General features: G+C 43.9%; 16 protein-coding genes and 5 tRNA genes. 12 read left to right on the top strand and 9 right to left on the bottom strand.

Annotation, left to right across the window (positions count from 1 at the left end):
* Window position 1 precedes the first annotated feature (1 nt).
* Window positions 2–1,108 carry an efflux RND transporter periplasmic adaptor subunit gene (locus tag ITG09_00650; GenBank protein UPR52220.1) on the bottom strand — a complete coding sequence of 369 codons (1,107 nt, stop codon included), beginning with the start codon at window positions 1,106–1,108 and terminating at the stop codon, window positions 2–4.
* Between the two features lie 18 nt (window positions 1,109–1,126).
* Window positions 1,127–1,708 (bottom strand): TetR/AcrR family transcriptional regulator, encoded by a 582-nt coding sequence (locus ITG09_00655; protein UPR52221.1) that lies wholly within the window; start codon window positions 1,706–1,708, stop codon window positions 1,127–1,129.
* A gap of 180 nt (window positions 1,709–1,888) precedes the next feature.
* Here ITG09_00655 and rep point away from each other — a divergent pair, with 180 nt between their 5' ends.
* Window positions 1,889–3,907 (top strand): DNA helicase Rep, encoded by a 2,019-nt coding sequence (gene rep, locus ITG09_00660; GenBank protein ID UPR52222.1) that lies wholly within the window; start codon window positions 1,889–1,891, stop codon window positions 3,905–3,907.
* A gap of 81 nt (window positions 3,908–3,988) precedes the next feature.
* Here rep and ITG09_00665 read toward each other — a convergent pair whose 3' ends face one another.
* A complete protein-coding gene (locus ITG09_00665) occupies window positions 3,989–4,402 on the bottom strand; it encodes a cytochrome c5 family protein (protein ID UPR52223.1) in 414 nt (137 codons plus the stop codon).
* Between the two features lie 298 nt (window positions 4,403–4,700).
* Between ITG09_00665 and ITG09_00670 the strand changes: the two genes are divergently transcribed.
* From ITG09_00670 to ITG09_00715, 10 genes are all read left to right on the top strand, one after another.
* A tRNA-Arg gene (locus tag ITG09_00670) sits at window positions 4,701–4,777 on the top strand.
* A 48-nt stretch (window positions 4,778–4,825) separates the two neighbouring features.
* Window positions 4,826–4,901: transfer RNA gene (locus ITG09_00675), tRNA-His, on the top strand.
* 77 nt (window positions 4,902–4,978) lie between these two features.
* A tRNA-Pro gene (locus tag ITG09_00680) sits at window positions 4,979–5,055 on the top strand.
* Between the two features lie 44 nt (window positions 5,056–5,099).
* A tRNA-His gene (locus tag ITG09_00685) sits at window positions 5,100–5,175 on the top strand.
* Window positions 5,176–5,230: 55 nt separating this feature from the next.
* Window positions 5,231–5,307 (top strand) — tRNA-Pro (locus ITG09_00690).
* 1,082 nt (window positions 5,308–6,389) lie between these two features.
* The gene (locus ITG09_00695; protein UPR52224.1) at window positions 6,390–8,117 is read left to right on the top strand and encodes an ABC transporter ATP-binding protein; all 1,728 of its coding nucleotides are present in this window, start codon (window positions 6,390–6,392) and stop codon (window positions 8,115–8,117) included.
* 93 nt (window positions 8,118–8,210) lie between these two features.
* Entirely contained in the window at window positions 8,211–9,764 is a 1,554-nt protein-coding gene (locus ITG09_00700) for an ABC transporter substrate-binding protein (GenBank protein UPR52225.1), read from the top strand.
* Window positions 9,765–9,942: 178 nt separating this feature from the next.
* Complete coding sequence (locus tag ITG09_00705; protein ID UPR52226.1) at window positions 9,943–10,920, top strand: ABC transporter permease; 978 nt, start codon at window positions 9,943–9,945, stop codon at window positions 10,918–10,920.
* 2 nt (window positions 10,921–10,922) lie between these two features.
* Window positions 10,923–11,861, top strand: coding sequence for an ABC transporter permease (locus ITG09_00710; GenBank protein ID UPR52227.1), 939 nt, complete (start codon window positions 10,923–10,925; stop codon window positions 11,859–11,861).
* Window positions 11,862–12,048: 187 nt separating this feature from the next.
* Window positions 12,049–12,999, top strand: a complete 951-nt coding sequence (locus ITG09_00715) for an SPOR domain-containing protein (protein ID UPR52228.1) — start codon at window positions 12,049–12,051, stop codon at window positions 12,997–12,999.
* Window positions 13,000–13,093: 94 nt separating this feature from the next.
* On the opposite strand, the gene ITG09_00720 is transcribed toward ITG09_00715, so the two are convergent.
* On the bottom strand, window positions 13,094–15,871 hold the full coding sequence (locus ITG09_00720; protein UPR52229.1) for a hypothetical protein: 2,778 nt from the start codon (window positions 15,869–15,871) through the stop codon (window positions 13,094–13,096).
* A gap of 238 nt (window positions 15,872–16,109) precedes the next feature.
* A complete protein-coding gene (locus tag ITG09_00725) occupies window positions 16,110–18,395 on the bottom strand; it encodes a hypothetical protein (GenBank protein ID UPR52230.1) in 2,286 nt (761 codons plus the stop codon).
* 224 nt (window positions 18,396–18,619) lie between these two features.
* On the opposite strand from ITG09_00725, the gene ITG09_00730 reads away from it, so the two are divergent.
* Window positions 18,620–19,489 (top strand): hypothetical protein, encoded by an 870-nt coding sequence (locus ITG09_00730; GenBank protein ID UPR52231.1) that lies wholly within the window; start codon window positions 18,620–18,622, stop codon window positions 19,487–19,489.
* On the opposite strand, the gene ITG09_00735 is transcribed toward ITG09_00730, so the two are convergent.
* Genes ITG09_00735 through ITG09_00750 form a run of 4 tightly spaced genes read right to left on the bottom strand, consistent with a single transcriptional unit; the run spans window position 19,486 to window position 24,344 of the window.
* Entirely contained in the window at window positions 19,486–21,039 is a 1,554-nt protein-coding gene (locus ITG09_00735) for a hypothetical protein (protein UPR52232.1), read from the bottom strand. The genes ITG09_00730 and ITG09_00735 overlap by 4 nt on opposite strands.
* A 1-nt stretch (window position 21,040) precedes the next feature.
* Window positions 21,041–21,613, bottom strand: a complete 573-nt coding sequence (locus ITG09_00740; protein UPR52233.1) for a sigma-70 family RNA polymerase sigma factor — start codon at window positions 21,611–21,613, stop codon at window positions 21,041–21,043.
* Window positions 21,613–23,049: a chromosome partitioning protein ParA gene (locus ITG09_00745; GenBank protein ID UPR52234.1), complete on the bottom strand. Its 1,437-nt coding sequence runs from the start codon at window positions 23,047–23,049 to the stop codon at window positions 21,613–21,615. The genes ITG09_00740 and ITG09_00745 overlap by 1 nt, the downstream gene beginning before the upstream one ends.
* Before the next feature lie 2 nt (window positions 23,050–23,051).
* Complete coding sequence (locus ITG09_00750) at window positions 23,052–24,344, bottom strand: serine/threonine protein kinase (protein UPR53560.1); 1,293 nt, start codon at window positions 24,342–24,344, stop codon at window positions 23,052–23,054.
* Between the last annotated feature and the right edge of the window lie 130 nt (window positions 24,345–24,474).

A 24,474-nucleotide genomic window follows, 5' to 3' on the forward strand; every position in this document is an offset into this window, starting at 1 on the left:
GTTACAGCTTAGGTGTTTCAGATGGTGGAGTGATTGCATCACTTTCAACAACCTTAACTTTGGCACCGTTACTTAGACGTACTTGGCCAGAAGTTACAACCGTATCGCCGGCTTTAACGCCTTCAAGGATGTGTGCAATATCAGCTGTACGCTCACCTACTTTTACAACATGTTGAGCAACACGTTGAACGCCGTCTTCTTCAGTCAGGATGTAAACATTGTCACCGTATAGAGTGAAAGTAATCGCTGTTTGAGGCAGAGTTACTTGGTTCTCTAGTTTAGGCAGAATGATGTTAGCGCGAGCGAACATACCGCTACGAAGCTTGCCATCATTGTTTGGAATGTCTGCTTGAACTTGGATAAGACCACTTTGGATGCTTACTGCGGGTTCAATTGCACTGATAGAACCTTCAAACGGTGTCTCTGGGTAAGCATCAACAAAGATGTCGATAGCTTGACCAACATTGATACGTGAGATGTCTGTTTGAGAAACGGTGAAGCGCAGGCGCATTACACTGGTGTCTTCTAAACGAACGATATCTGTACCCGATTGTAGGTATTGGCCTAGGTATACGTTGCGAATACCAACAGAACCGTCGAATGGTGCGCGAATTTCACGGCGCTCGATCGATGCTTTTAGGCTTTCAATGTCAGCAGATAGAGAGAAGTAGTTCGCTTCTGCTTCATCGTACGCTTCTTTAGAGATGGAGCCTTTCTTGAATAGACCTTGGTAACGCTTGTATTTTGCTTTCGCAGCAGGCAAACGAGCTTCAGAACTCTTTAGGTTTGCTTTCTCTACGTCAGAATCAAGACGTACCAGTTGCTGGCCACTCTTAACATCCGTACCTGACTCGAAAGAGATCTGGTCAATAACACCGCTGGTTTCGTTTGCTAGTGTCACACCTTGGTTAGGTTCGATGAAGCCGATAGCTTCAATTACTGGAACCCAGTCGATCGGCTGAACTTCAGTTACCGTTACTGGAAACTCTGGTTCAGGGCGGTTGGCCATATACTCAGCAATTTTTTGTTGTTTGAACATGTTAAACCCAATAACGCTGCCGAAAAGTAGTACAGCGATGAGTAACATGAAGAAAGTCCACTTTTTCATTATGGTCAAAACTCCGATCTAGTGTTTAATTATTGCGTCCCAACTCGCTTCGATTGCAGATTCTAGTTCTGCCTCATCAAGTTGGTAAAATCCTAAAGAATGCTTGCGTGCTAGAGAAACACTAGCCGACAAGCTCAATCCACCTAATACTTCATTGTTAAGTGGTTTAAACAATCCTTGTTCTTTCCCCTCATTAAATAACAGCTCAACTTGGGCAAACATTTTACGTTCTAGTTCCCTGAAGTTTAGGCTATTTGTTATGGGTAGAGAGTCATACTGAACCCGATTTTTTATTGCGGCTAAATTCGTTCCTGCTAAGTTCCATATGTTCAACCACATAGTACGGTAGCGTTGCTTAATTGGATCCGAATCATTAACCCCATCTTGAACAGCATCAGCTACTCTTTGAGTCACGAGCATTCGAACATCTTCTATCAAGTGCTCTTTATCATCGAAGTAGCGATAGATAGTGCCTGCAGCTACTCCTGCTTCTTTGGCTAATTTTTGCATTGAAAGGCCTTGGAAACCAACCTCTGCAATTAGCTTTTCAGCTGCAGAAAGTATTTGCTGGCGTTTATCCCGAGGTGCATGAGTTGTCATATTTCAACCACCAATGAATGAACGTTCATTCATTATAGCCTAATAACCACACACATGTGCAACAAAGTTTTACATAATCAGCGTAAAAATCTTGTATAAGAGAACGTAGCATTCGTGCTGTTGCAGCATTATTATAGGCGCGCAATTGAATTCGCCCCTCTAGACCAAACTGAGAATCAAATGAAACTGAACCCAAGACAAGATGAAGCCGTGAAATATGTTTCGGGCCCCTGCTTAGTATTAGCGGGCGCTGGATCCGGTAAAACACGTGTTATCACCAATAAAATTGCTTATCTGGTTCAGGAGTGTGGTTACAAGGCGCGTAATATTGCGGCGGTGACTTTTACCAATAAAGCAGCACGCGAGATGAAAGAGCGTGTTGGGCAAACTCTAGGTAAGGGTGAATCGAAAGGGCTGATTGTTTCGACCTTTCATACCATGGGTTTAACCATCATTCGTCGGGAATATAAAGCATTGGGTTTGAAAGCGGGCTTCTCTCTGTTTGACGACCAAGACCAGCTAGCTTTGTTAAAAGAGCTAACTGAGAGGCAGATCGATGGTGATAAGGATCTGTTACGCGCTTTGATGAGTACCATTTCGAATTGGAAAAATGACATGCTGACGCCAGATCAGGCGAAAGCGCGCGCTCAAGGCGAACAAGAGCAGCTGTTTGCTTTCTGTTTTGAGATGTACCAAAAACAGATGAAGGCCTATAACGCACTCGACTTTGATGATTTGATTGCGATGCCGGTATTGCTACTCAAAACTAATCAAGAAGTGCGCGAGCGCTGGCAGTCGCGTATTCGCTACCTATTGGTGGACGAATACCAAGATACCAACACCAGCCAATATGAATTGGTTCGTCTGCTTGTTGGAGAGCGCGGTCGCTTGACGGTGGTAGGTGATGATGACCAATCTATCTATTCATGGCGTGGCGCAAAACCGCAAAACTTGGTGTTGCTGGGTGAGGATTACCCGAACCTTCGCCTGATCAAACTCGAGCAAAACTATCGCTCGACCAGTCGAATCTTGCGTGCCGCGAACATCTTGATCGCCAATAACCCGCACGTTTATGAGAAGTCTCTATTCTCAGAGATCCCTGACGGTGAAAAGCTCAAGGTCTTGAATGCTAAGAATGAAGAGCATGAAGCGGAACGTATTACCGGTGAGATCATCGCGCATAAGTTTTTGAACCGTACCGAATACAAAGACTATGCGGTGCTTTACCGTGGTAACCACCAATCTCGCCTGATTGAAAAAGCACTGATGCAGAACCGTGTGCCTTACAAGATCTCTGGCGGTACTTCTTTCTTCGCTAGAGCAGAAATAAAAGACATCATGGCTTACCTACGTGTGTTGGTGAACCCTGATGATGACAACGCCTTCCTGCGTATTGTGAATACGCCGCGTCGTGAGATCGGCCCTGTTACGCTGGAAAAATTAGGCAGCTACGCCAACATGCGCGGTAAAAGTCTGTTTGAAGCCAGCTTCGAAATGGGTTTAGAGCAAACGCTGACGGGCCGTGGTTTGGAAAACCTGCGTCGTTTCAGCGATTGGATTGTTCGAATTTCAGATAATGCTGAACGTGGTAATACAGTTGAGGCGGTTCGCTCTTTGGTTCGTGACATTAATTACGAAGATTGGCTCTACGAAACCTCTCCAAGCCCTAAAGCCGCTGAAATGCGAATGAAGAACGTGTCTGATCTCTATAGTTGGATTGTGGCTGACCTCGAAGGTGACAACTACGATAAAGAAGAGAAAACACTTCGTGAGGTTGTTCAACGATTAACACTGCGTGACATGATGGAACGTGGTGAGGATGATGACGATGCAGACCAAGTCCAATTAATGACATTGCATGCATCGAAAGGCCTAGAGTTCCCGTATGTATTTCTGATGGGAGCAGAAGAGGGCATCTTGCCGCACCAAACCAGTGTTGATGAAGGCAACGTAGAAGAAGAACGTCGTCTTATGTATGTAGGGATTACTCGAGCGCAGAAAGAGCTGACCTTTACTAAGTGTCGCGAGCGTCGTCAATATGGTGAATTAATAAAGCCAACACAAAGCCGCTTCCTTGATGAGTTACCACATGATGATGTGGAGTGGGAAAGCGTTAAGAAGCCTCAATCTGCTGAAGAAAGGATGGAAAAAGGGCAGGCACACATTGCGAATATTCGCGCGATGTTCAACAAGAAATAATGCTCTGCTTTAATAGCACTATATAGAAGCCAATAAAAAAGGTGACCATGAGGTCACCTTTTTTGAATCTGGTATTTTTAATTACAGACCGGCAATCATGTGCTCGATAGCATCTTTGATTTCGTCGTCTGAACAGTCCATACATGAACCTTTCGCTGGCATCGCATTGAAACCATTGATTGCGTGGTCAGCTAGGATGTCGCGACCTTGAGCAATTCGTGGAGCCCAGTCACCAGCATCACCTGTTTTAGGTGCGCCACTTACGCCAGATGCGTGACAAGCGATACAAAAGGTACCGTAAACTGCTGCGCCATCACGAGGGCCTGTTGGTTCTGCGGCTACTGGCTCGCTGCCGACTAGGTAAACTTGGCCAACTGGTTTGATGCGTTCAGCAATTGCATCGTGCTCCGCTTCGCTTAGGCCTGCAGCCATTGCGCCAGTTGAAAAGGTTAAAACTGCGATGACAACGGTTAAAATTCGACGAGACATATCCATTAAACTCACTTTACATTCCCAAGGTAAGTACATGCTTACCAATTTATAGTGTTGGAAGGGTGTTTTGGCTTTAACCAGCAAAGAGCAACTGTTAAACCAATGTAAATAATGGGTGATTATATCCCGATAAGTTGTTGCAATAAACAACAACTTATAAGCTGTGGCGGGTTGTAGTACTCAAATAAGGGGTTTATCACATATTAACTGTCGAAAAAGAGACCAAACAGAAAAAAAAGTTAAAAAAGTACTAGACGGCATTGGGTGATATACGTATTATTCCACTCCGCCGACAGGGCATGCGCCTGTAGCTCAGCTGGATAGAGCGTTGGCCTCCGGAGCCAAAGGCCGAAGGTTCGAATCCTTTCAGGCGCGCCATCCGGTCTCTTACTTCGGTAAGTGAGAATTGGCAAAAAAGAAACAATGGTGGCTATAGCTCAGTTGGTAGAGCCCTGGATTGTGATTCCGGTGGTCGCGAGTTCGAATCTCGTTAGCCACCCCATTCTTTCTTTACAAAATATCGGTAGCTTCGGCTTCCAGTGTTGATTCATTATTCCCAAGAGTCGATACAAAACTAGTCGGTGAATAGCGCAGCTTGGTAGCGCATCTGGTTTGGGACCAGAGGGTCGGGGGTTCGAATCCCTCTTCACCGACCACTATTTCAATAATCGCTTTTAAGCGGTTATATAAAAAATTAGTGGTGGCTATAGCTCAGTTGGTAGAGCCCTGGATTGTGATTCCGGTGGTCGCGAGTTCGAATCTCGTTAGCCACCCCATTAATTTTGGTAGCTTCTTTGAAGTTCCCAGTTTGAGAAATCAAACGAAACGTCTCGGTGAATAGCGCAGCTTGGTAGCGCATCTGGTTTGGGACCAGAGGGTCGGGGGTTCGAATCCCTCTTCACCGACCACTTTAAGAAGCCTCGTCAGAAATGACGGGGCTTTTTTACGCCTGAAATTTAGATAATTTGAGACCAGAGGGTCGTGGGCTGGATCGCCAGTCCGATCAAATCCCTCTTCACCGACCACCTTTAAGAAAGCTCATCAGAAATGATGAGCTTTTTTTCATCTGTAGATCACTAAATTGGAACCCAAGTGGGGTTCGCCTGATGTTCAAAGAATGTCTCTTCACCGATCACTTAAGAAGCCTCAACTAGCCTTCCGCGTCAGAAATGACGGAGCTTTCTTGCATCTGTCGCTTCCGTATTTTTTGATTTTGAATATTGGGGGCCTATCTGCTTAGACACCTTGTCTGTTGTCGCCTCTGTCTCTTCCTTCTTATATAAGGCAGATTCCTATCGTTCCGCTTGATTATGGTGCTGATACAGAGTCGCTTTCTTTATCAAATGCATAGATCTATGTCTAATTTTATATAAATAGGTCACTCAACAATTCGACATATTAATGGGTTTAGTCTAGAGACTTTTATGAAAAGTGAAATCTGAACCTAAATTTGCTCACTAAGGCCTGAATTTGACAGCTTTCTACGCATTTGGTCGTTCAAAAACTCCTCAGATTTATTAAGCTTTTCGTTTCTCTGTTTTGTATTTGCCAAAACAATATAAATGGTTCAATGTATGGTTGATTTGCGTGTATCTGGTTGTTTTATTTGTTCAAAGTAACAAAATTAGCGTTTGTTTCTATAGTGTTAATTGTTTTTTGGAATAATTATTTGTTTTTAGTGACTGGTAGTGAGATCTGCTTTGAAGCACGGATTTAACTCTACAAGTAAGTATTAGTAGGGAGTTTGTGAGTATTTCTTACCGAGAATATAATGTTGATTTTTCTTACTATATGCTCTTTGGGTGAATAGTTATGTGGTACTTTTGCTTGCTAAGCGTTTAATGTCGACTTTTTATCCTATTTTTGTTGCTTTTCTGTGAATTATTTGCCAAATTGTCAACCGTATAAAATATCAGAACAATATTCTGGTAAGAATGGATTCAATTTTGCAGACAGGGCAGAAAGCTGCCAAAGCAGTAGAGGTCTGGTAATGTCACTTTTAGAAGTAAAAAATCTTCGTATCGAATACCCATCTCGTCATGGAGTTCACGCCGCAGTTAAATCGCTTTCGTTCAACATTGAACGTGGTGAGATCGTTGGTGTTGTAGGCGAGTCTGGTGCAGGTAAATCAACAGTAGGTAATGCTGTGATCGATTTGCTGAGCCCTCCCGGCCGCATTGCTAGCGGCGAGGTATTTCTGGATGGCGAAAAAGTCTCTGGCTTATCTCCTGAACAGATGCGTTCTGTTCGCGGCTCAAAGATTGGTTTTATCTTCCAAGATCCAATGACGTCTCTTAACCCTCTATTTACGGTAGAACAACAGTTAAAAGAGACGATTCATGCCAACATGAAGGTTTCGGATCAAGAAGCTTATCAGCGTTCATTAGACTTAATGAACCAAGTGGGTATCCCACAACCGGAAAACCGTTTAAAGCAGTACCCACACCAGTTTTCTGGTGGTATGCGTCAGCGTGTAGTTATTGCGATCGCATTGGCAGGTGAACCTGACCTAATCATTGCTGATGAACCAACAACAGCACTGGATGTTTCTATACAAGACCAGATCTTGGGTTTGATTCGCGACCTATGTATCAAGAAGAACGTAGGTTGTATGTTGGTCACGCACGACATGGGCGTGGTATCTAATGTTACCGATCGCGTAGCGGTAATGTATCGTGGTGATCTCGTTGAGTTTGGCCCAACAGCGAAAGTACTAGGTACTCCTGAGCACCCATACACGCACAGTCTTATTTCTGCCGTTCCTCGTTCAGATCGAAAACTCGATCGTTTCCCTCTTGTTAGCTACATCGAAGAAGCACAAGAGATGGAACCTCTTGATGTGAAGAACCACTGGTTAGGTCAAAGCCAAGATCATCGCGACTACACTGGTCCACTGTTGAACGTTGAAAACGTAAACTTGCGTTTCACCACCAAAGATTCTTTCTTTGAGAGTCGTCGTGAGTACGTTCAAGCATCAAACAACGTGAGCTTTGAAGTGCATGAAGGTGAGACGTTTGGCTTAGTAGGTGAATCAGGCTCTGGTAAATCAACGATTGCTCGTGTGATTGCTGGCTTGTACGCACCCAACTCAGGCAAGGTAACGTTTGAAGGCGTTGACCTTACCGGGCTTAAATCTGAAAAAGAGCGTCGCCCGATGCGCCGCCAAATGCAGATGGTTTTCCAAAACCCTTACACATCAATGAACCCTCGAATGAAGATATTCGACATCATTGCTGAGCCTATCCGATTCCATAAACTTACGCGCAACGAGAATGAAACTCGTCAGATCGTGAACGACCTGTTAGAGCACGTTGGTTTAGGCGTAATGGCAGGGGTTAAGTACCCACACGAATTCTCAGGTGGTCAACGTCAGCGTATTTCTATCGCTCGCGCTTTGGCAACTCGCCCTCGTCTTTTGATTTGTGATGAACCTACCTCGGCACTGGATGTGTCGGTACAGGCTCAGATCCTTAATTTATTAAAAGACTTACAAGACGAGCTAAACCTAACCATGTTGTTCATCAGTCACGATTTACCGGTTATTCGCCAAATGTGTGACCGAGTAGGCGTGATGCAAATGGGGACACTGTTGGAGGTTGCTCCAACTGAGCAACTGTTCCAATCGCCTCAACACGAATACAGTAAACACCTAATTTCTTTAATGCCTGAATTTACAGGCTTAAGAGAAGAAAAAGCAGTGGCACAAGCCGCGGTATAAAAATCAGCAGGCTGGATTTAGCTTGCTAAAAACAATAAACAGACGCAAATACAACAACTAGGGATCTGGATTCCCGCATGAAGGAGTTATGCAATGAAAACCATGAAAAGCAAATTAGTAGTAGCTTTAATGGCAGCTGGCCTAAGTTTTAGTGCAGCAGCAGCAGATATCACCGTTGGCTACGCAGCTGACCCAGTATCACTTGACCCGCACGAGCAGTTGTCAGGCGGCACACTACAAATGTCTCACATGGTGTTTGACCCTCTAGTACGTTTCACACAAGAGATGGATTTTGAAGGACGCCTAGCATCAAGCTGGGAGCGTGTTGACGATACGACTTTCCGCTTCAACCTACGTAAAGGTGTGAAATTCCACTCTGGTAACGAGCTGACTGCTGATGATGTTGTGTGGACTTTTGAACGTCTACAAGCTTCTCCAGACTTTAAGTCTATCTTCACGCCATACGAAAAAATGGTAAAAGTGGATGACTACACAGTTGAGCTAGTATCAAAAGCGGCTTACCCACTAGTACTACAAACAGCAACTTATATCTTCCCAATGGACAGCAAGTTCTACTCTGGCCAAACAGCGGAAGGTAAAGACAAGTCTGAGCTAGTTAAGCACGGTAACTCGTTCGCTTCGACTAATGTTTCAGGTACTGGTCCATTCATCGTAACGCAGCGTGAGCAAGGCGTTAAAGTAACGTTCGAGCGTTTCAACGATTACTGGGACACAGAAACCGAAGGTAACGTAGACAAGCTAACACTTGTACCAATCAAAGAAGATGCAACACGTGTTGCAGCACTTCTTTCTGGTGACGTTGATATGATTCACCCAGTAGCACCAAACGATCACAAGCGTGTTCAAAACGCTAAGAATATCGATCTAGTAACGCTACCTGGTACTCGTATCATTACGTTCCAAATGAACCAAAACAGCAACGAAGCACTGAAAGATGTTCGCGTTCGTCAGGCGATTGTTCACGCAATCAACAACGAAGGCATCGTTAAGAAGATCATGAAAGGCTTCGCAACAGCTGCCGGTCAGCAAAGCCCAACAGGCTACGCGGGTCATGACGATTCCCTAGTACCTCGTTACGACCTGAAAAAAGCAAAAGAGCTAATGAAGGAAGCGGGCTACGAAGATGGCTTTACGCTAACGATGATGGCACCAAACAACCGTTACGTGAACGATGCGAAAGTAGCGCAAGCGTCTGCGGCAATGCTATCTAAGATTGGTATCAAAGTTGATCTTAAAACGATGCCTAAAGCGCAATATTGGCCTGAGTTTGACCTATGTTCAGCAGACATGATGATGATCGGCTGGCACTCAGATACAGAAGATTCTGCTAACTTCAGCGAGTTCTTAACGATGACTCGTAACGAAGAAACTGGCCGCGGTCAATACAACTGTTCTGGTTACTCAAACCCAGAAATGGATGCGATTGTAGAAGCTTCTAACACTGAAACTGACCCAGTTAAGCGTTCTGAAATGCTGAAAGGCGTTGAAGCAACACTTTACAACGACGCAGCATTCGTACCGCTACACTGGCAAAGTGAAGCGTGGGGCGCGAAGTCTAACGTAGGTGCAGCAGACGTAGTAAACCCAATGGTTATGCCTTACTTCGGCGACCTAGTTGTAAAATAATCTAGCTTGCTAGAATTGAGAGCCTGAAGCTTTTCGGGCTCTCAAATTATTAAGAAATAGATTTAAGTTTCGGTATTTGGTCTTCCTTCAGTCTGGCTAAATACCTTTTTTAAGACTGAATTTTGTTATCTAGTCGCGGATTTCGACTAGATAGTCATGGATAGATAAGGGGCAAGGAATGGTTACGTTTCTGGTCAAGCGCCTGTTTCAGGCACTGATAGTGATGTTTGTGATCAGTTTGGTGGCGTTTGCCATTCAGGATAACCTGGGCGACCCGTTGCGTGAGTTAGTCGGTCAATCTGTTTCAGAATCGGAGCGTCAAGCGCTGCGTGATGAACTCGGCTTAAATGATCCCTTCATTACAAAATACACTCGCTTTGTGGGCGCAGCTCTACAAGGTGATCTTGGTACTTCATATTTCTTTAAACGCCCTGCTGTGGACGTAATCTTAGATAAATTGGTCGCGACGCTTGAGCTTGTGTTTGGCGCTTCTCTGATTATCGTTTGTCTGTCGATTCCACTTGGCGTTTATTCTGCAATACACCCAAAAAGTTTCTTCACTAAATTGGTGATGGCGGGCAGTAGTATCGGTATTTCGGTACCTGTTTTCTTAACCGCAATCATGCTGATGTATGTGTTCTCTATTGAGTTAGGTTGGCTGCCGTCATTCGGACGTGGTGATACCGCAAACTGGTTTGGTTGGGAATCTGGCTTCTTGACGCTAGATGGCCTTGCGCACTTAGTGCTGCCGAGTATTGCTCTCGCATCGATCATGCTACCTCTGTTCATTCGTCTAGTACGTTCTGAAATGCTCGAGGTTCTTAGCTCTGAATATATAAAGTTTGGTAAAGCAAAAGGTTTAGCCCTGAACAAGATCTACTACCAACATGCTTTGAAAAACACAATGCTGCCAGTACTAACGGTAGGCGGTGTTCAAATCGGGACTATGGTGGCTTACACCATTCTTACTGAAACTGTATTCCAGTGGCCGGGTACCGGCTTCCTATTCCTTGAAGCGATTAACCGAGTGGATACTCCACTGATTACCGCATACGTTATCTTCGTAGGTCTTATCTTCGTAGTAACGAACACCATTGTTGACCTGCTTTACGGCATCATTAACCCAACAGTGAACATCACAGGGAAAGGAGCATAATCATGGAACACACAACAACAGCTCCATCTCGTTGGGAGCGATTCAAGCAGTCAGACATTCTGTACTACTTCTTACGCGATAAAGTAGCAATGGTGAGCTTCGCTATCTTTGCAGCTTTCCTTATTATGGCATTGGCGGCACCGATTCTAGCGCCAACAGATCCGTATGACGTGACGTCTATCGACATCATGGATTCTGAGTTGCCACCATCTTGGATGGAAGACGGCGAAGAACGCTTCTTACTCGGTACTGATGAGCAAGGTCGTGACATCTTATCTACGATGCTTTACGGCTCCCGTCTGTCACTGACGATTGGTTTTCTAGCGGTAGGTCTTCAGCTGACTCTAGGTATCATCATTGGTCTGTCTGCGGGTTACTTCGGTGGTCGTATCGATAGCTTCCTGATGCGTTTTGCCGATGTTCAGCTTTCGTTCTCAACCATGATGGTTGCGATCATTGTCTCGGCCATCTTTAAGGCAAGTTTCGGTAGTGACTTCTACGCTCAATATGCCGTTGTTATGCTGGTGGTGATCATCGGTATTGCCGAATGGCCTCAGTATGCTCGTACGATTCGTGCATCGGTATTGGCAGAGAAGAAGAAAGAGTACGTAGAAGCGGCACGTGTGATGGGCTTTAGAGCACCTCGCATCATGTTTCGTCATATTCTGCCTAACTGTTTATCACCGATTTTGGTTATCTCTACGGTACAGGTGGCAAATGCCATCATGTCAGAAGCGGCACTTTCTTTCCTAGGTTTAGGTCTTCCGGTAGACCAACCGTCACTTGGTGCCCTGATCAGCACTGGTTTTAACTACATTTTCTCAGGAGCATGGTGGATCACAGCATTCCCAGGTGTGCTTTTGGTAACATTGGTTCTAGTTATTAACCTATTAGGCGACTGGTTACGCGACGTGTTTAACCCGAAAATTTATAAAGGGTGATAACTCGGTTTGATTTTTAGTAAAAAAAGTCACTAAATTAAGAGCCGTAAGCAATTACGGCTCTTTTTTTGCTTAATGGTTCTGGAACTTAGTATTATTGATAGTGTCAATAATACTTAAAATGGAATTCATGTTTTATCGACATAGATTCGGTAATAATTAGCCCGCAAGGGTTTAAGTGGTGGTTATGAAATTGACAATGAATGCTGTATGTCGTGCTGTTACGAGAAATTATCGTATGGGGCTTATCGCTGCATCTCTTTTGGTATCGAGCCAAGTGAATGCAGAGTCGGTTCTATGTGATGCAACTCAGGCAAGCACCAACCAATTACCACAGCTAGAGCAATCATGTCCGATCGGTAAGGGTGTTTGGGGGAGCAAGGCACCCAAACATCATTCAGATAACGAGCTGTTTTGGGTTCAATGTGGCCTGCTGAACAAGCCTCTGTCACTGAGCCGAGCAAAGCCCCTATATGAGAAGATCTCGACCAACGTTTGGATGAAGCCGGAAGGCGGAGACTACCGTTGCTTAATCGGACCTTATTCTACTTTCTCTGATGCGAGAAAAGACCTAACTCAGGTACGTAAGGTTCCTGGTTACGGTGAAGCCTTTATTCGTATGGTCGATAAGTCGAAAACCTCATCACAGCCTATCGTTGCAAAAGCGGCAGAGCCAAAGGCTCCTGTAAAAGCAAAAGTAGAAGCCAAGTCTGCATCGAAACCTGTGGCTGCTAAGCAAGCGGCGGTAACGAGTGCTGCTGCTATTCAGACGCTACCAAGTGGTAACGCGAGCTCAGACAATGATCTAGAGATCGAGGTTCGCGTGAAAGCAGAAGTTGCGGGTAGCCAATATGCGATTCCTTACCTTCTAGACCATCAACAACAGTTCTACATGGAGCAAGGTAAGCCTTGGAGTCGCCTAGATTATGACAGCGCTAAATTGGTGTGTAATCAGGTCAACATGAAGCTGATGAGTGAAAAGCAATGGCAGAGCATCTTGAACTCAAAGGTTATGGAAAAACAGAACTGGCCAATGCATCTCCCTTATTGGGGCGCAGATAAGAAAGGTTTGTTTACCAACGGTAACGTAAATCAATTGAAAGGTTCTTCATTACTTAACGTGATGTGTGTGAAGTAGTGTTAAGAGCATTTGAGTTGCTGTAGGCCAAAAGGCTCTAATAAAAGAAACCCCAGCGATTGGCTGGGGTTTTTGTTTTTTAGTTCGTTGAATTTTAGTCTTGGATTAGTGGCAGCTTAGCTATCACTTTTTCCATTGATGCTTGGTCGTATGAGTACAAGCCAAAGTCAGGAGCCGATACGTAGTTCCACTGTGGCTCTTCGCTCCATTTAACCCCAATGTAGAAGTCACCAAACTCACGTTGGATGTAGCGGTAGCGCGTTTTGTAATCTGAATCTGAACCAGTCTCTTCCAATACTAAACCTTCGCGGCGATTGTCATCGAAAACAAAGCTTAGATTTCCAGGTGTATAGAAACCTGTAGGTTTAATTGAAGTATATTCATAACTTTCTTCAGCATATTCAAATTGACCAGCAGCGTATGTCAGCGGATAGCCATCAAGCTCTGGGTCAAACTCATCTCCTTTTTCCACTGTCAAATCGAAATCGGTGAAGCCGGAAGTAATCTTGCTTGAAGCCTGAGACGTTTGTGCAAATGTTGAAGACGTTGAATCTAGCCAGAATAGTTCGTCTTGATTTACTTTCAAGATAATCTGGTATTCGCCCTGTGTTGGTTTGTGTTGATAAAGCATCTCATAGAGTGTGCCTTCTTTATCAATCATCTTTCCATCATCGAGTGTCACATCCATACAATCTTTATCTTGATGCGACATGTAATCATTGTGTTTATCTAGTTCAGCTAGCTTAGCAAAAGGTGCGTAGCTATTACCCCATTGATCGAGCGAGTCGCTCATATTATCAGAATAGCTTTCGTCGCTATTTGAACCCCAGCAGAACATCAGTCCGAGTTCGTCTTTTACAAGTGATGCGTAGCCGATTTCACCATCATTGTCTGCGAAGCTACCCATTTTCCATTCTTGGTTATCGAAGTGTGCTTCAGTAAATCCAAGTTCAGGTGCTGGTGGATCAACTTCATCAGTTGGTTTTACATTTGGTAATGCAAAGATAACCATTTCAGATTCAATATCATTCTCGTCACTACCAGAGAAGTTGATTCCTTTTGCCACATAAAGCATGACACCGTTGGTTTCCGATGTAGGTGTACCTTCCAGTGTGACTAAGCCACTTGCGTCTACATTTACGGAAACACCAGGAATTGGGTTGTGTACTGGTTCATTGTCGTGAGCAGCGTAGTTTGCGTAGTATTCAACGTCACCAGACACACTTGAGGTAAATAACTCGCTAATATCTAGCTGCTCAGAGAATGCTTCACCGGCTTTGAGTGACCAAGTCTTTGTAATAGTCTCTTGCAGGTCGGCTTTCACTGTAGGTTCAATAGTAATATTACCTAGTGAAATAGTTGGTAGGTCAAAACTTGCAGGCTCAGACACCATGAATGTTGCAGCGTGTCCGTCATCGGCTGTGATGTTGAACTGCTTGATATCTTCTGTTGGCGTTTCCGGGTGGCCTGAGATAACTAGTTTGCCTAATTTAGCATCGTATTTTGACGTCAGACCTTTTACGACAGAGCTAATGTTGGAGTCATAAGTTAGAGTATCGTCCTCACGGTCTGTAAATAGGCCGGTAACAGATAGCTCTGCTGAGAATGCTTCACCCTGCTTCATTGTCCAGTTGTCAGTAATCTCGCGCTGTATTTCTGATTGTGCTTCGGGCTCTACTTTTGGCGCAGTATTTACCAGTGAAACATCGAATGAGAATGTAGTACTTAATTCACTCAATACTTTTGAGTCAGCAGTAGCACGATCAACTGCTGTCAGAGTAACAATGTAGCTGCTTAGTGTAGGAACAAAGCTATCTTTTGCTGAGATAGTTAATGTCTCGCCTTCTAGCGTTACCGTAACTTCTTGCTCACCATTCACTTCAGCACGAGCGATAGCTATGTTTTGATATTTATCTTCAGAACTGTACTTATCTTGGAATAAATTTTCAGGAACAGTGATAGTCTCCGTAAACCCTTGACCTTCAACTACCTCTAGTTTTGCAAATTCTGATTCGAGATTAGCTTGTGCAGTATGGTCTACCAGTAGCTTGTAGTTAGTCACAACGGTTTCTGGTTGGCTTGGATCGATTACAGGCTTCTCGTTAACAAGTTCCTCAGAACCCATGTTCTCTTCTGTTACGATCTCTTTAGAAGTTTCTGCAGCGGTCTCGGTAATGCTATTTGCATTATTTTCGTAGGCTGTAGGATCTTGTGCTTTGGATTCAGTAAGAATTTGTGCAGTTTTGTGCAACTGTGCGCTTTCAAGATCATCTTTTGAAGTTGCTACAAAGTCTGAAAATAGATCGATAGGTTCTTCAATCGTTCCGCCTAAATTTTTGTTTACAGATGTCGTCGCATCTTCGAATGAGCTATTGTTTTTCTGCATTTCAATAGCAACGAGGTCGGTAATTGGAGAGATAACTAATGCAGTTTTATCAGTACCTTCAGGCGTGCGGAATACCACGCTGTTAGCCATTGGCTGGCCTTCATGGTCCATGTCTGTGGTGTAAACATCCATAAAATCAGAATAGCTATCCGCTTTAGAGCTCAACGCCGAAAGCTCTTCAGCAAGCGCTTTAGTCATATCGCCTGGACGAAGTGTTTTTATGGCTAGTTTTCCATCAATTTCAGTATCTACTGGAAGTGTGATTTTGCCATCTTGGTCTGTTAAGCCAAAGATAGTATCTGTGCCAACCTCTAAAACGCCAGATTGACCGACATCGTCAAATACAACTGCATTTTTAAAGTAGCCGTCGAAGCCAGTAATCACAATACCGCCTGGAGTTGCACCATCTGACGAGCCACCGTCTGAACCGCCACAGCCTGATAACGCAATAGCCACTGACGCTGCTAGTAAACTAACCTTCTTCATTCTTTTCATCCTTACCGAGTGAAATCTATTATTTTTTTGAGGTGATATAAAACTGGCTAGTTTTTACAGCTTGTATGAATGAGGTGCAAGATACGGAAATGAATGGAAAATCCGTAAAAATTTTAAAACAATATTTAGTGGAATTAGGAATTCAGAAGGAGTGCTTACATTCGAGGTTGTATTTGTCAGGAGAATAAAACCCCGCATTGGCGGGGTTTTGAGTTAAAGGTTCAGTGCTCTATTTGTTCCAAGCATCGTGGATGTGCTTGATCGTTTCTTCCTGATTTGACTTGATAAAGAAGAAACCGTTGTCATCGTGGCCGTAGCCGAACTGTGCATTTTTATTGTGATCACCAACACCGATAGTCAGTTCACCAAAGTCGCGGTAAGTAAAGTAGCGACGAGTTACAACACAGTTACAGTCGTCGTTGTCTTCAACTAAACCTAGGTATGGGTTGATCAACGTTTTATCGTAATTATCAACATTCTCACCAACAAGCCAATTATCTGACCAGCTTTCACCTGGTTCGGTGATTGATGTTGCTGTGTACGTGCGCTCTGCAAGATTTTCAGCATTCTTACCTGTCATTGAGTAAGTAAACTTATCAAGTAAAGGGTAAAGGTCGTTATATCCACCGTCATCATCAACAAGCAGGTACTCATCAAGAGTTACTCCTACTGTCATGTCGTTTTGGCTTGGGTAAGAGAACGAGTTGTAGTTAACACCATCTTCTACTTCTGTTGAGTCCATCCAAAACAGCTCTTTATGACCAGTAGACTCTTCAATTAGCATCACAATCTGATAATCACCATCTTTCGTGATATTTTGGTAGAGCATTGTTGCCGTATCTGTACCTGCATCACTAGGCAAATCGACTGTGCCGTTGTTGTTTAATGTGACTGCGAAACAGTCGTCATCTCTGAGTAGACTCTCACGACCAAGATCCCAGTAGTTATGCTGCATGTTGTCTAGTGTGCTTAACCAATCTTGACGACTAAGTGTTGAGAAGTCACTTGAATCATCTGTTGCAAAACATAGCTCATTCTGGTCATTGTTAATACGTAGAGATGCAAATGCTACCTCTGCATCACCATAGTCAAAGCTACCCATTTGCCATACGCCACCTTTATCGAAGTGTGCTTGAGTGAAGCCTAATTCTGGTTGTGGTGGTTCTACAGGAGTACCTTCTAATACTTCAGGTAAAGTAAATGTCACATAGGTTGGTGCGCCATCGTTATCAACACCACCGACATTGAAGGTTTGTCCTGCTGAGTAAGATTTACTCGGTGTTCCCGAAATAGTAACGATTGAATTTGTGTCTTCCGTTGGGGTAATGGTTAACCCATCAACAGTCAGAGCACCAGAGCGGTATTTAACGATGTCACCATCAGAATCGTTAAATAAGCCTGATAAATCGATAGTTTGGTTGAAGACTTCACCTTCTTGAAGCTGCCAGCCATTAATTACACTTTGTAGCCTTGTTTGCTCTTCTTCGACGACTTCTGGAGCTAGGTTCTCAGCTAACTTAATGACCTTAAGACTCAGCGGGTATGACAGTGCACCATGCTCATCTTTTGCGAAGATTTGGTAATCGTAAGTGCCAGCCTTAGTAAGGTCACCACTGATAATGCCAGTGTTGCTATCGATCACTAGTCCGTTGAGCTCGTCAGCGAGCTCTTTGAGTTCGAACGTTAATGTATCGCCTTCAGCATCTTGGAAAAAAGTAGAAGCATCTAGGTCTAACCAAGCATCTGAAGGATCGAGAGTAATGTCTTTCAATACACCATTTTCACTATCAACTGGACGAGAGTTAGGTGTCACCGTGATAGGGCTATCACCTGCAGGAATGTCTACGATAGGCGAGAAGTCGTCTAAGCTCTCTTCATTAACGATAATTGCTTGAACCTCTACCGCAACTGCGTCAGTCAGTTCTAGCTGCTTCTTGATAGTTAAGTCTGAGTTATTAACCAGTGTTTCACCAATGACATTTAGTGCTTGTGCTTGCTCAGAATCATCAGCAATGTAGTCACCAAAGATCAACTCTTGAGAGGCTGTTAGCCCAGAACTTGTTACCGATTCAACAACCTTTTCTTCTGCTTGTTCTTGAGTTAATTCACTATCAGCTGCTTTGGCTACTTCAAGTTGTTCAACAACCATGCTTGTCATTGGGTTGATGATGGTTGAACCCGCAGTTGTAGCCAGTTCGAAGTTGTCCGTCACTAGACCGCGCGTTTTATCAATGGTTTTATTTTTAATTGCTTTGATAAAGACAACGCTGTCTTTGTGTTCGCTTGGCAGAGTGAATTGACCATTTTCATCTGTCTCGACGCCGAGTTTTTTATCAGTGGCATCAAGTTCGAAGTTGCCATCTGTATCAACCCATACTTCTGCATGCTGTAAGTAACCATCAATAGCGGTAATCACCACACCACCTGGCGCTGCACCAGCGCTATCACCGTCTGAACCACCACAGCCTGTTAAGGCGAAAGCCACTGACGCCGCAAGTAAACTAACTTTTTTCATGTCATATCCTTTGTAGAGAGCTCTAGCCAAGCCCTATTTGTTTCATTTTCTGATGCTTACATTTGTTGTGTGAATGTTTTACTGGGTGTTGATTACTTTTTCAACATACGTAAAAGCGGGAAAAATCCGTAAAATTTATTTGATGTTTATTTGCTCGACTGCTCTTCAAATTGATTTCCAATTTCAATAGCATGCTGCCCCGAATTGGTTTGGTGGATATAAAAATGAAAAAATGGATCGGTTTGTCTTTGTTGCCCTTTTCTGCAGTGGCTCAAGAGGCAGGTGTGAGTGATAAATACAGCTATTCGTACTTCACTGTCGGTGTTGAAAACGTCACTTATCAAGAGTTCTATGGGGGGCTTACCTCGGAAGTCACCGTGATTAACCCTGTCTTAAACTCTGGTGGTTTGTATTACGTCAATCAAGACTTTGACTTCTCAGTTGATGCATTGGCCTCATTCTCTCCACAAAACTCGACAGAAGATTGGAATAATGTCGGTTCGCTGCAGCAGAACAACCAGTTGGAATATCTGAAGACAGCGACAAATATCCAGCTTCATTACAAGTTTCAAGATAATTGGCGTGTGATTGGCGGCCCTTCGTTGACCTATCAAACCTTCACTCGCTATGGCGTAAAAAATTACACCCAAGAGGGTAATAAATATTTCTACGGCACTTGGGAGGAGACCTCAACGGACATCTTCATGGATGTCGGGTTAGCTTATGATGACGGCAGTCTCTACCTAAATGACAAATGGCACATCAGTGGTAAGGCGACTTTTGGTCTACCGATTTGGAGCGTTACGTCGAATACGCAATTTGAGGACGTCGATTTCTACGATTTCGGTTACCGAGCAGCAGTTGAAGGTACGGTGAGCTATGAAGTGATACCCGGTTTTCATTTAGGCTGGTATACGATGTTTGGCTACGAGAAACGCTTCCAATCCGACACTGAAACTGTCACGACCACGTATTGTAAAACCATGGTTGATGGCGTGTGTACGGAATACGTAACTGAACAAAAAAAGGCGACCTTACCTGAAGCCGACACGTTCACTTTCAGTACTGGCTTACAGGCACTGTGGAGCTTTTAAGCGTCAGGGGCTAGATACCGAACGTTGAGCTTCATCTCTTCAACCTTATGGCGCCACTCTTTTTTAGGGCGAAGTATGATGCTAAATACTTCGCCATGTTTGAACTCATCGAATTCAAGAAAATCGACATCGAAGAAAGAGTATTGAAGGTGACTTAGAGGGCGCTCTTCACACTTGATAGGCTCGAAGTTTTCGCCGATGGTTTGGCCTATGATGTCGCCATATACCCCTTGTCCACCAATGGAGTAGTGATCAAATTTACTGAGTAAATCTTCGCAAATAACCGTGGTGTTGTAGGATTGGACATTGAGGTCGCCATCCATTCGATCTGGCCAAGTTGGATCTGTTTGTTGGTAGTTGCTTAGGTGCATACCATACCAACTGAGGTAGTAGCGACCATCGTTTGCTAAATACATGTAGTTGACGGGTGTCATTTGCAGCGCTTCTAAGCCTGTAACTGTGTTTATGCGTTGTTCTATTTGCGCTTTCGAGGCAATTGTATAGGTTTCATACTCATTGCCCATTTTAACTTGCGTGACATGAGCGGTCGTGAAGGTAGGGTGACTTGGGTAGGTCTCTAATATTTTCCAGCGCATGTCAGTGTCAAAAATTGACTGATTGCTAGAGACAACCAAGGTATTGCCATCGACATGATACCCTCCAACTTTACGCAGCTCGTGCTCACTCGGGCAGGTGGTTAAACTACTTGAAGAGGCAAAGAACACTTCGTCATTGATGAACTTAAACGCTTCGCAGTAGACCTTTTCATAATTGTACGTCTTACCAGCAAATTGATGGTTGGTCTCTAGTCGATACCAAGTTTCGCCAATCAAAGGGTGTAAGCCATCTTCCTCTAAACCTGAAGACATGGAAGGGAAGGGGAAGTTGGTGGTAACCCAAGCACTTTCGTCTGAGCCGTGATAATCATCTTTGGCACGAGCAATAAGCTGAGTCGGCGCTTCGCCGACTTTAGGTGTACCTTGGACGTTGGTTTCTCCACCGAGATTTGAAACAGAAAACTTGGGATGATTAACTGCAAGCTGTGTCGTCATAAGATCATCATCTGGGTCCTCAAACAGCCCAGCAATATCAATCGAGTAGTTGATCGGGGAGTTTTCGGTGAATGACCATTGATTGATTTCGTGCTGAATACTTTGTTGAACTTCTAGGTTTACTTGTGGCTTTTGGTTGCGATCAGCTCTGTCTTTTCCATCTGCAACGACCAGTATTTGTGTCTCGAGATCCTGTTTGTCAGCGATCACCGTGAATGGTTCGTTGTGCTGTTGCGCAGGAACGAGCGGTATCGTCACGTCTGAGGTCGGTTGTTCAGCTCTATTTTTTATCAGAACACCAGAAACGGTACCATCTTGTTGCTTTTTATTCGCTTCGAGTTGGAGTGATGGAGCACTAGCCGTTGGCGAACTAAGTAAGGGCCCTGGCTCACTACTTACAACATTGGCCTTACTCACTTCTTTTGAGGCAAGCCAAGGTGGCAGCAGAACTAATGCTCCACAGCCAGACGCGAATAAGAAACAGAGGCGCTTTTTCATTTTAAACCAGTTTACTTTGTAACCAACAACGAGAGAACTTGAGATCTTTTTCAATCAAACTTGCACTGCACTCAAGCAATTCACTGATCTCGCGGTTTCTCATTCCCATAAGGTACTTTAGCTTTAGTGCTTTAGATTGACGTGGGTAGTAGATGCTGAAGTTATCGAGCGCTTTATCCATCATCATAAATTGCTCAAACTTATCCCCTTCATGGTTGCTCAGAATGGTCATTTGCTGACGTTTTTGTGCTTGAAGGTGGCGAGCGTTATCAATCAAAATTTGGCGCATCACTTTCGCTGCCATCAAGAAAAAGTCTTTCTTATTCTCGATCGAATGCAAATCTGAAGACGAGATTTTGAGGTATGCATCATGGATTAAGGCGGTGGTGCTATTCATGCTGTCACTGAGTACTTGGTTATCTGTACCGTACTTTTGAGCACTGCGTGAGCGCTCTTGTTGCGCTATTTGCCTCAACTGTAAGTAAGCGAACTGATACAAATCGGCTTCAGCACTTTTGTCGCCGGATTGCCACTGTTGGATTATCTGTGTGATGTTTGGAGTTGTAGTTGCCATTAGCTGTTAGACCTCACTTTAGTAAACTCAGAAACAGATAGGGTGCTGATATTATGAGATTTATCAGGGTTTAGCGAAATTTTTTGTTTGAATCTGTAGAGTATGCCTTGGTCCCAATCTTTACCTGCTGGTAGATATTCCCACGCTGTGAAATGTTGCTGGGGTACGGAATCATACCAACGAATAGCAACGTTCATTTGAGCAAGAGAGACCGTCGGTTCTGCATTGGTCAGCCACCACATGTCTCCAAATTTCTCTGTCACATCTTGGGTGTATTGTTGGTGGTTTGTCGGACAGGTTTCGCCATCGTTATTGCCTAACATAATGCGTCTATCTTTAATCAATAAGCATTCAGTAATAATGTTGGTCTGCTGATACAGGGTGTGTTGCCAGATACCTTCATAGGGGATGTGGTTTCCACGCTCATTGGTGTAAGTAAACCAGATCATTTCTGCTTTATTCGGATGGCGAATATGTTCTTTTTGGCCCAAGCCTTGGGTCTTCTCCATCAAGAGTTCGGTCTCGGTATCGAAGTCCAAAGCGACGGTACGGTATTTCCAGTCACCTTCATCGTTGTAGTCTTCAATAGAAAAGCCGCTTAGATCGTGGCGAGTACAGCCCTTATGGGCACAACTGGTGAAACCGGTCCAACCATCGCCGACGGAAAGAGGTTCACGGATGATTTCTTGAGGTGTGTGATAAGGGCGCAGGTTACATCCGTTAAAATAGTCACCTGTTCCAGGGAACTGAATGAGTTCTGTGTCTGTGATTGTGTAGCTCAGCTCACCGATCGGTCCTTCGTATTTTGGATTAGCGTGGTGAGCTAAGTCGTAAAAGCAGGCGCGTCCAGCATAGTCTTTCTTGGCAATAATAATGTTATGAAGCACTTTGTCTTTTGGCGAAAAAATGATCTCTTCGGAAGCGAAGTTATTCTTGATGTATTCTTGGCTCTGGTTGAGGTGCTTTGCTGCTTCTTTGACTGAAACAAGGTCAATACCTAATTCCTGAGCATCTAAATAGCTTAGGTCGAGATTTTTGAGTTTCTTTTGAAATTCTACGTCAGATAAAACTTTACTCGCTAAGATGATTTCATCACGATGCTCTGGTGTGTCATCTAGTGACAGCAGTAATCGAGTCATGTTGATGCTACGGCTTGGGCGTGTCGAAGATAAGGTTGGAGTGATGACTTCTTGCCCTGACAGCGTTGTCAGTAGGTATCCGGAGTTATCCGTACCAATGAAAAAGCTGACAATATCACCTGAATTGTATTGGAATGCCCCTTTGTCAGTAGTGCCCGAAAGGTTGGAGCTGGTTTCGTAATAAAGCCCTGATACTGGCGAATCAATAAAATATCCGGTAAGAACTTCGCTGCCATTAGCATGGATGTAAAGGCTCGTAGACCAGAGAGTTATCAGTGGGATAAGTATTTTTTTCATAATTAATCGTTGGATGACTTTTCTTTGTTTTTATTATTCACAGACTTTTCAGGTGATGGTGTCAGCATCGCCAATAGCATTTTTTGCTTAACGTCTTTGGGTAAATCGGGGTTTGATAAAATTCGACGTCTAGTGAGCTCAAGCATCGTGCCTACTGACATTTTTGCAGCATCGCTACCTTTGGCATGAAACAATAGGCTCGTCACTTCATACATCATCTCTTCCGCGACTAGTTTTTCTTTTTGTAGCTGTAAATTCTTATTGAATATAGCGGTTGAAAACGTTGTGCCTGACAGTAGTAATAGAATCGTTAGAGCACTCTGTACTGGGCGTCGCTTTAATAGTTTTGATAATGAATAGAGTGGCTGCTTCTCTCTCAACGAAATGGGACGGCATTCTAAGATACGGACTATATCTTGGCGCAATTCACTTACGCTGGCATAGCGACGGTAGGGTTCGTGGTTTGTCGCCTTTTCTACAATTAGATTAATATCTAAGTTTGAAGAAGAGTCAAAAACCAGTGCTAGAACTTTACCCAGTGAGTAAATATCACTTTGTTGAGTTAGGAAGTGACCTGCAATCTGCTCTGGGCTGGCATAAGCCTTGCTGTAGGCAGTTAGTATGGAAGCATCTGAGCTTTGGTGAGGCGCAGGTTGTTTGACCTTTTGGGTTAGGTTGAAGTCGAGAATCTTAGGTGAACCAAAAGGATCAATTAAGATATTCTCGGGCTTGAGATCAGCATGCAGCACCTGTTTTTGATGAGCATGTTCAATGGCCGAACAAATTTCTTTAAATAAATTGAGCCGTTGTTTTTCACTGTGAGAGCGATTTTGCAAATACAGAGAAAGTGTTTCTCCTTCAACTCGTTCCATCACAATGTAGACCGACTCTTGGTAGACTCCGCCGTCAAACACCTTAGCGATACATGGATGGTTTAGGTGTGCGAGTAATTGTGCTTCTTGAAATAGAGCATGCTCACCTAAAATATGTGAAAGAGAGGGCTGTATGAATTTAACTGCTAAGTCTTGCTCAAAGGTTCTATCTGCTCGACTGGCTGAATAGACAATCCCCATACCACCACGACCGAGTTCATGCGATATATAGTATTTATCGACTAAGGTGTCGGTTAGGTTGAGCTCGCTTTCTGTTGCTTGTTGTGCGTAAAAGCCGAGCAGCGATGTTATCTGCTCTGAGGGTACTTCGTTAATGAGAGGAAGTACTTGTTGATATAGACTGGGCTGCTCTTGTTCTAGTCGTTCTAGGTAGAGACTTTTCTTCGCGTCGGAGAGATCCATGAGGCGATAGAAAACCTCAGTGGCCCCACTGCTTGCATTTTGCACAACTGATCTTTTTTTATGTTTCTTATTGTGCGTGCATTCTATAAGAGTTTTAGATGTTTTTTCGATGTTTTTATCAGTTACATAT

The organism is Vibrio cyclitrophicus (assembly GCA_023206055.1).
Classification (GTDB): Bacteria; Pseudomonadota; Gammaproteobacteria; order Enterobacterales; family Vibrionaceae; genus Vibrio; species Vibrio cyclitrophicus_A.